The sequence below is a fragment of the Alkalitalea saponilacus genome (genome assembly GCF_900168165.1).
Classification (GTDB): domain Bacteria; phylum Bacteroidota; class Bacteroidia; order Bacteroidales; family Marinilabiliaceae; genus Natronoflexus; species Natronoflexus saponilacus.
Genome location: NZ_FUYV01000002.1, coordinates 359,796 through 367,627 on the forward strand (window position 1 = coordinate 359,796; position 7,832 = coordinate 367,627).

Here is a 7,832-nt window from a genome sequence, read left to right on the forward strand (position 1 = left end):
ACAATTCACTTCAATACCTTAAATGGATGTTTAAAATATAAGGGACTCCAGTATTTAAAAGCCCCTGATCAGTATAGCCTGACAATGACTTAAAGCTGTTTGAGATCTATATATCTTTTGATTGATGAATGATCATAGATCCATTAGACTCCATGCTTCGCACCTGCTGTGTGAATTCATACAAACCTATATAGTCTTCGGAAGTATACTCACCCTGATTAAGAAAAAACTCTTTTTCTACAGTAATTTTACCTTGATCATAGCTTGAAGCCCTTCTATAAAATCCAGCTTTATCCCTGATTACATACTCAGTATCTTCTTCGATAAAAATGTAACCTTCAGGCAGGTTGTATTCAAGAACATCTGAGTAATATATGGGAATATCCAATTTAACAGGCAATTTCCGTTCTTCAGAACTCACAAAAGCAGGAATATTTAGAGGTAATATTCTAATCAACATTTTATCTTCACCAACTTTGACAAACGTATTTCTCGAAGAAGCCACCTGCTCAAAAGCAACCTCGTGATTAAAAAAGTCTGGCTCTTTTAATTCAAAACCAATAACATCAAATCCCTTGATTAAAAACTCATTCCGCAAAAACTGATCTCTGGTATTGCGCTGCATGAATCTTTCAACCATGTATAATGTTTCAAACTCAGCTCCTCTATATACTGTAGTAATGCGAACACTTGAGTTAGAATTGGACGGTGAAGAGAAACTGAATAATCGCTCTCTTTTTACATCAGTTTTTTTAAATGCAGGAACATCGACAAAACGGCTATTGTTATTGTCTATCAATAAAGCTTCTCTATTCTGGTTAAAAGTACCGGGATAATTAAACGGCCCTTTACTTGTACAATCCAACCATATGGTATCACCGTCTAAAAAAACACCTAATATAGCATGATTAAACTGTGTTGCCGGGAACTCCTTGTTTATAGGTCGTACCCTCCTATCTCCTGCCCATATTAAAGTGTAATAAGAAGAAACTCCAACATGCTCCAAAACTGCTTTAAAATAGTTGGTTAATGCTTTACAATCACCATATCTGTTTCGCGCAACATAAGATGCAGGGTAAGGATTTAACCCGCCAGTTTCAATCGAAACGTTTACATATCTCGTAGTGTTTTGAAGATACTGATATAGAATCTTAGTTTTTTCCCTTTGGCAAATAACTTCCGAAACCAATGAATTAATTTTCAACTTTTCTGCAAGAGGCAAATCTGACTTACCTTCTAATAGAGAGTATTGCCAATTCCCAAATTCGACCCAACTTGTTTGAGATCCGCTTTTAGCATATCTAAAGTGCAACGGAACAACATCCACAGAAGGCAGAAACTGATGAAGCGATGGAGAAAAATTTTCAGGAACAATAAGATCGTCATAAGAGGTCTCCCAGCGATGGGACACCCTGGCCTCTGATTCTTCGAAAGAATACTGATCAATAAATTGCTTATGAATATTTATTTCGAATGATGCGGGAATATCCACTTCAAGAGTTGCATGCCGGGTAGGTACATCTAGATTTAAAACTGGCGTCCAACTGGCTAAATATACAAACTCGCGCTGCCGCATTTGAAAGCTGTAAACTAACGTGTAAGGATATTCATTATGACTTAGGGTGAAGTACTTTTCCTTACGATCCCGATAAAATGACATTCCAGAGATTGTGCTTCTCTCTTTGATGTCACGTCTGCTAAGTTTTTTCACCTTATTTCCGTTGGCATCCAAAATAAAAGCCTCAATATTTGAGACTCTGTTCATAGTCGAAAAAGGAATGACCACATCAGAATGCCTCTCTCCTCCTCTATTGTTGATTTTAATCTCAAACTGATTCTTCGTAAATAACCTCCCGCTGTTAATCGAAACTGAAGTATTTAATGACATCAACTCTGCATCATGCGATTGCCCCTTTAAAATAGCTGGAAATAAAAAAAGAAGATAGGATAGAATTAGTATATTTTTCATAAATATGACCAAAAACAGTGTTAATCAAAAGGAAATATTCATTACACAAAAGAGAGTCTATAATGGTTATACAATTATAAATAAAATATTTTAAACAAATACATATTTGTTTAATATCCAATCGATAATTGAATTTAATCCAAACAAACGAAATATTTAGATTCATCTGATGTCCGAAAAAGAAGAATTATCAAAAAACTTGAGTTTAGAATCCTCTCTTCGTTCGGAATATCAAATACTTAAATTTTAATTGAATGGGGTTAGTAACGACAAAGCCGTTGCGACCCCCATTCAAAGCAAAAAACCACGAAAGCCTTGTCATTTCGACCAAAGGGAGAAATCTCGAAAATTATACCGGACAACAATAATCTGGTTTATCAAAAAAGCTGAGATTGAATTAATTTATCAAACTACCATGCTTATTGGAGATTCTTTCAATTATAAATAGCATAGCTATTTAAACCATAAGCTACAATGATATAAAAATCAATACAGAGCTGCTGACAATTAGTAATATATTTGGAAAATTAACTATTCATCATTACATTTGTGCCGAATTTAGGACTGAAAGGAACTAGGGGACTTATCGTCCCCTATTTTATTACTATAATAAATTATGATTTCAAACGAAAAAATAACAGAAATAATCCGGGAAAAAGTAGAAGCCGATGGCTTTTACATCGTGGATGTTGTTGTTAAATCCGGGAACCGGATTCAAATTGAAATCGACAGTGAACAGGGAGTGCCCATTGAATATTGTGTGTCATTATCGCGTTTGATTGAGCAATCTCTGGATCGGGAATCAGAAGATTTTGAACTGGAGGTTTCATCCCCCGGAATTGGACAACCATTGAAAATCCTTCGCCAGTACCTGAAAATTATTGGCAAGGAGATAGAAGTGCTGACCACCGATGGTCTTAAGATCGCAGGAGTTTTGAGTCAGGCAGACGAAAACGGTTTTCAATTAAAAGAAGAAAAAATGGTTAAACCTGAAGGAAAAAAGCGTAAAGAGTTGCAGGTTATAGATCATGCTTTTAATTTTGAAGACGTTAAATCAGTGAAAGAGGTAATAAAGTTTAAATAAGAATATAGATAGCTGGCAATGGAAAATATCAATCTCATCGATACTTTTTCGGAATTTAAGGAACTTAAGAGCATAGACCGTGTTACACTGATCCGTGTTCTGGAAGATTCCTTCCGCAGTGTTTTAATAAAACTGTTTGGAACCGACGAAAACTTTGACGTAATTATCAATACCGACAAGGGAGATTTCGAAATATGGCGGAATCGTGAGGTTGTTGCTGATGATGAACTGACTGACAGCAATCTCCAGATCTCTCTGACAGAGGCAAAAAAGATTGATGAAGACTATGAAGTAGGTGAAGAAGTTACCGATGAAGTTAAGTTCATTGATTTTGGTCGCAGAGCCATCTTAACGCTCAGACAAAACCTCTCCACCAGAATCATGGAGCTGCAGAAAGATGCCATCTATAATAAATACAAGGAAAAGATCGGGGAAATCATAACAGGGGAAGTTTACCAAATTTGGAAACGTGAAATTCTGGTTCTGGACGACGAAGGAAATGAACTCATTTTACCTAAATTAGAACAGATCCCATCAGACTTCTACCGTAAGGGAGATTCCATCAGAGCTGTAGTTGTGAGAGTTGAAATACGCAACAACAATCCGCTCATCATCATATCCCGAACGGCAGAAGCATTCCTTGAAAGATTGTTTGAACTTGAAGTACCCGAAATACACGACGGACTAATAACCATCAAGAAAATTGTGCGTCAGCCGGGAGAAAGAGCAAAAGTGGCCGTTGAATCCTACGATGATCGCATCGACCCTGTTGGAGCATGTGTGGGAATGAAAGGTTCAAGAATTCATGGAATCGTTCGTGAGTTGCGAAACGAGAACATTGACGTAATAAATTATACAACCAATACACAGCTGTTTATACAGCGTGCTCTGAATCCCGCAAAGATTTCGAGCATCAAATTATTTGAAGACACCAAACGAGCACAGGTTTATCTTAAGCCTGAAGAAGTTTCTCTGGCCATTGGAAAAGGTGGCCTCAACATCCGTCTGGCCAGCCAGTTATGCGGCTACGAACTGGATGTGTATCGTGAAACAGAAGGCGAAGAAGAAGAGGAAGATGTATCATTGGATGAATTCGCCGATGAAATTGAAGACTGGATTCTGGAAGCACTCAAATCCATTGGGTGCGACACAGCAAAATCTGTTCTTGATTTGACAGTTGAAGATTTAGCTAAACGAACCGACCTGGAGGAAGAAACCATCAGGGATGTTGTAAGCATATTAAAATCTGAATTTGAATAATTCACTTATCTTTGTCAAAAATAACAGATTAACCAAAATCCTTTTATCACCAGAAATTTAACTGAAAGTTCCTTTTATGGCAGTTGGACAAAGACTCAGCAAAGTAGCAAAAGAATTGAACGTTGGTACAAGTACCATCGTTGACTTCCTTCAAAAGAAGGGGGTTGAAATTGATGTGAATCCAAACACCAAAGTTTCACCAGAAATATTTGAACTTCTTAAAAACGAGTTCAAGCAGGATTTGAGCGTAAAAAAAGCTTCAGAAGAGTTAATCGAACGCAAACTGAAAGAGAAAAAAGAGACCATCTCTATTGATAAGGTAAAGAAAGACGAAGAGATTTCTGATGAGGAGGATGACGATATAGAAGAAGTGCTTAAGCCACAGGTGAGAAAAAATGTGGATGTGAAGGTTGTCGGGAAGATAGATCTTGAAAAGAAACCCGCACCGAAACCACAGGAAAAACCAGTTCCGCCAAAAGAAGAGCCCAAACCTGTTGCAGAAAAGCCAACTCCAAAGAAAGAAGAGGCTCCGAAGCCAAAAGAAACTTCAAAACCGGAACCTGAACACATACCTGTTTCAGTTAAAAAACCAGTTGAAGAACCCCGGGTTGTTGGAAAAATCGATCTTGATAAAAAACCTAAAGCCAAAGAAGCTGAGCGTAAAAAAGAGGAGAAGCCAAAAGAGCAGGCACAACCGGTAAAAGAAGAGAGACCGGCCACAGATATTAAAAAAGAGGTTCCTGTAAAAGCCGAACAACCGGCAAAAGAAATCAAAGTGGAAACTCCTGCACCGAAACAAGAAGAACCAAAAGCAAAAGCTACATCACAAGAGAGCAAAGATTCAGACTTTGTTCCAACCAAAATAAAAAAGCTGACAGGGCCTACCGTTGTTGGAAAAATTGAACTTCCTAAAGACACTCGTAACGGAGATAATCGTGACGATAAGAAAGGCCGCAAAAAGAAAAGGAAGCGAATTAAGAAGGAGAAAGAACGCGTAAACATCAACGCAGCCGGCGAAAAAACGACAGGGGGACAAGGTCCAAAAACAGGCACCCCACAACAACAGGGGGATAAATCAGCCGAACGAAAAGCGGCAGCCCGCAAAAAGGCACCAAAAGTTAAAAAACGCCCTGCTCGTCCTGAAGTGAGTGAAGAGGATGTTGCAAAACAGATTAAAGATACCCTTGCGAGGTTAACCTCCAAAGGAAAATCTAAAGCTTCAAGACACAGACGTGATAAAAGAGACATGGCATCTCAACGTCATATGGCCGAACAGGAGCGAATGGACGAGGAAAAGAAAATTCTGAAAGTAACAGAATTTGTAACTGCCAACGAACTGGCCAACATGATGGATGTGCAGGTTAACCAAATCATTGCATCATGTATGAGTCTTGGGTTGTTTGTATCCATCAACCAGAGATTGGATGCAGAAACCATTGCACTGGTGGCCGAAGAGTTTGGCTATAAAGTTGAGTTTGTCAGCGTAGATTTGGCAGAAAGCATCTCAGAATATGAGGATACTCCGGAAGATCTGCAGGACAGGCCCGCTATTGTCACCGTAATGGGACACGTTGACCACGGTAAAACATCGCTTCTGGACTACATCCGCAAATCGGATGTCACAGCAGGTGAAGCCGGAGGTATTACTCAGCACATTGGAGCATACGGTGTAAAGCTGGATAGTGGCAAAAAAATCACATTTCTGGATACACCGGGTCACGAGGCTTTTACCGCCATGCGTGCACGTGGAGCACAGGTTACAGATATCGCCATCATCATCATTGCCGCTAACGATAACGTGATGCCTCAAACCATTGAGGCCATCAACCACGCCTCAGCGGCAGGCGTACCCATCGTTTTTGCCATCAGTAAAATCGATGTTCCAGGTGCAAACCCCGACAAAGTGAGGGAATCACTCGCCAATATGAACTACCTGGTTGAGGACTGGGGTGGAAAATATCAGTGTCAGGAGGTTTCAGCCAAACACGGAACCAACGTAAAACAGTTATTGGAGAAAGTTCTTTTAGAAGCTGAGATGCTGGAACTTAAAGCCAATCCGGTTAAACCGGCCGTTGGATCGGTAATTGAATCAACACTAGATAAAGGACGTGGGTTTGTTGCAACACTTCTGGTTCAGGCAGGTACATTAAAAGTTGGAGACCTCATTCTTGCAGGAAGCTATTACGGTCACGTTAAAGCAATGTTCAACGAGCGAAATCAAAAAATTGAAGAGGCCGGTCCATCAGATCCGGTACTGATACTCGGTTTGAACGGAGCACCACAGGCAGGTGAGAAATTCAACGTAATGGAGAGCGAAAAAGAGACCAAAGACATTGCCACTAAACGTTTGCAACTGCAACGCGAGCAGGGAATGAGGGCTCAAAAGCACATCACACTCGACGAAATTGGACGACGCATTGCCATTGGTAACTTCCAGGAACTTAATCTGATTGTGAAAGGTGACGTGGATGGATCCATTGAGGCTTTATCTGATTCGCTTATCAAACTCTCAACCGAAGAGATTCAGGTGAATGTGATTCACAAGGCTGTGGGAGGAATTGCGGAATCAGACATCATGCTTGCCGCAGCATCCAATGCCATTGTCATCGGCTTCCAGGTACGCCCATCACTTGCAGCCAGAAAAGTTGCCGAAAAGGAGCAAATCGACATACGTCTCTACTCCATCATATACGATGCCATTGAAGAGATTAAATCGGCCATGGAAGGAATGCTTTCACCCGAAATTAAGGAGCAGATTACCTCCACCGTGGAAGTACGTGAAACTTTCAAAATCACAAAAGTGGGAACCGTTGCCGGTTGCATGGTGAAAGAGGGCAAAATAAGACGAAACTCAAAAATCCGGATTATTCGCGACGGTATTGTAATATACACCGGCGAACTGGGATCTCTCAAACGCTTTAAGGAAGATGCCAAAGAGGTGGCTTCAGGATTTGAGTGCGGATTAAATGTTCATAACTACAATGACATAAAAGTTGGAGACTTGATTGAATCTTACGAAGAGGTGGAGGTTTCAAGAAAACTGTAAGCCACATACCATTTCAGGACAAAAACACCAAAGGCTGTTCGTACGAACAGCCTTTGGTGTTTTTTATGTCTTTAGTCCAAAAAATATCAACGCCAAAAAACCCACTATTTACGTAAACTGTCATTTTAATTTGAACTTTCCTGTTTTCCGGATAGGACACCCATTTTCAAAAACTATTATTTACCACTTCCATTATTAGTTCTTGAGTCGAGTTATTTTTCAAAAGGATCCTCTGATTATTGCCGTTTGAATACTGAAAATACACCTCGTGCATTTTATTAATTTGTTTTACTGCCTGGTTAACGGAAATATTGGTATTGCTGTCTTTTAGAGCTCGTTCGAATTCTTTAAATATTAAGTACGAAACAAAGGAGATACAAATGTGAGCTTCAATTCTCTCTCTTAATCTGTGGTATATTGGTCTGATTTTTAGATCCGTTTTGGAAATTCTAAAAGCTTTTTCAATCATCCAT

At 39.5% G+C, this 7,832-nt stretch carries 4 protein-coding genes and 1 pseudogene; 3 read left to right on the top strand and 2 right to left on the bottom strand.

Going from position 1 to position 7,832, the window contains the following annotated elements:
- Window positions 1-106 precede the first annotated feature (106 nt).
- The gene (locus B5X70_RS03485) at window positions 107-1,969 is read right to left on the bottom strand and encodes a DUF3857 domain-containing protein (protein WP_079556484.1); all 1,863 of its coding nucleotides are present in this window, start codon (window positions 1,967-1,969) and stop codon (window positions 107-109) included.
- 616 nt (window positions 1,970-2,585) lie between these two features.
- Between B5X70_RS03485 and rimP the strand changes: the two genes are divergently transcribed.
- From rimP to infB, 3 genes are all read left to right on the top strand, one after another.
- Window positions 2,586-3,053, top strand: a complete 468-nt coding sequence (rimP, locus tag B5X70_RS03490) for a ribosome assembly cofactor RimP (RefSeq protein WP_079556485.1) — start codon at window positions 2,586-2,588, stop codon at window positions 3,051-3,053.
- An 18-nt stretch (window positions 3,054-3,071) separates the two neighbouring features.
- Window positions 3,072-4,313 (top strand): transcription termination factor NusA, encoded by a 1,242-nt coding sequence (nusA, locus tag B5X70_RS03495; protein WP_079556486.1) that lies wholly within the window; start codon window positions 3,072-3,074, stop codon window positions 4,311-4,313.
- Window positions 4,314-4,389: 76 nt separating this feature from the next.
- On the top strand, window positions 4,390-7,359 hold the full coding sequence (gene infB / locus B5X70_RS03500) for a translation initiation factor IF-2 (RefSeq protein ID WP_079556487.1): 2,970 nt from the start codon (window positions 4,390-4,392) through the stop codon (window positions 7,357-7,359).
- A 166-nt stretch (window positions 7,360-7,525) separates the two neighbouring features.
- Here infB and B5X70_RS18265 read toward each other — a convergent pair.
- Window positions 7,526-7,832 (bottom strand): annotated as a pseudogene (locus B5X70_RS18265) (IS1634 family transposase); the annotation flags it as partial.